At 47.9% G+C, this 1373-nt stretch carries 1 pseudogene; it reads right to left on the bottom strand.

From position 1 onward, the window contains the following. Positions 1-1373 (bottom strand): annotated as a pseudogene (locus tag HP401_RS29420) (RHS repeat protein); the annotation flags it as partial.

Genomic DNA, 1373 nt, shown 5'->3' with positions numbered 1-1373 from the left:
GTTCCAGCCGTCTGCGTGATTCAAGGCTGTTTTTTCACCAAATGAGCTGACAGATTGTTGCATCGCTGTTGGTTGTCCAGGATATGAGACTGTATTGTTTTCACCTGTGTCACTGATATCGTACGTATACGTGGTCGTTCCGACCCCGGGGATCACCACCGCATTCAATCTGTTCGCATTGTCATAGGTGTAGTCGATTCTCATCGATGGAGCAGAGCCAGATACCGCACTTCTAGCGGGGTATACAAGCGTATCCACGGTATCGTCGCTGTCTGAATAAAGAAGCTGGTAGTCTTTGCCCATCATCGTCTGGCGATTCTTCCGATGGAATCCATCATAACCATAGCTGATGGCGTTTCCTGTGTGATTATTTTCGCTCAAAAGCAGTCCAGACTGTGGATCGTACACGCGCTCTTCATAGAAGGCAGTACCAGAAGAAACTTTCGTCAGTTCATGGAAAGGCGAATAGTCGTAGTTGAATGCGACGCCGTTTTTGTCTTTGTAACTCTTCACAAGACCGCTTTTATCGTAGGTGTACGTCTCTGCTCTCGTTTCTGGATTCTTCTCCGAGAGCTTCCATCCCAAACTATTGTAGGTATACTCTGCTGTGGTCGTCCCATTTTCCAGGACACTAGTGAGATTGCCTAGCGTATCGTAGCCATATACGTTTACGTTATTTTCCGGGTCCTGCAAATATACGAGATTGTCGTTATGATCGAAGCGCATACTCCACGCTTGGGAATTCTTGCCACCTGAGATTTCCTTATGGGTAACTTTCCCGAATCGATCCGTTTGGTAGTTCGTCACGCGATGGTGACTGCCACTTTGGGTAGTCTCCTCTGTGCTCTCCACTCTTCCATACAAGTCGTGGTAGGTGGTTGCGATAAAGCCATTTGGTGAGAGCGTTTGTTCCGTCAAACGAGGTAAGTATCTTGTTCCATCCGAGTAGGCATTATTTCGATGGTGCTTGGTGGTTCCTAGTGCATTCGTCGTTTGATACAAAAAGCCATCCCAGTCATACAGATACGAGGTACTTTCCCCCTGTTTCCCAAAAGGAACCGTGCGGCTGACCTCTAATCCATCCTGCGTGAACTCGTTTTCTACCAATGGACGTTTCGCACCTGTTGTGCCTATCTGTTCTTGATAGGCGGTATCTCCATATGGCGTGTAGTAGGTGATGAGCTTCGATGAATCCGGGGCAATTTTCTCCACGATGCCCGGTCCCTCTAAACTCGATCCAGAAGCTTCGCCGTCCCGATACACATACGTAATGGTTCGTTTTCCGCCTTGATTGTGAAAAGTCTCTGATAGAGGTCTACCTAGTTCATCGTATTCATACGTAGCCTTGCTTCCGTTCGGATAGGTCTGGCTTG

The organism is Brevibacillus sp. HB2.2 (genome assembly GCF_013284275.1).
Lineage (GTDB): Bacteria > Bacillota > Bacilli > Brevibacillales > Brevibacillaceae > Brevibacillus > Brevibacillus brevis_D.
This window is presented reverse-complemented; position numbering and strand designations above follow the sequence as displayed.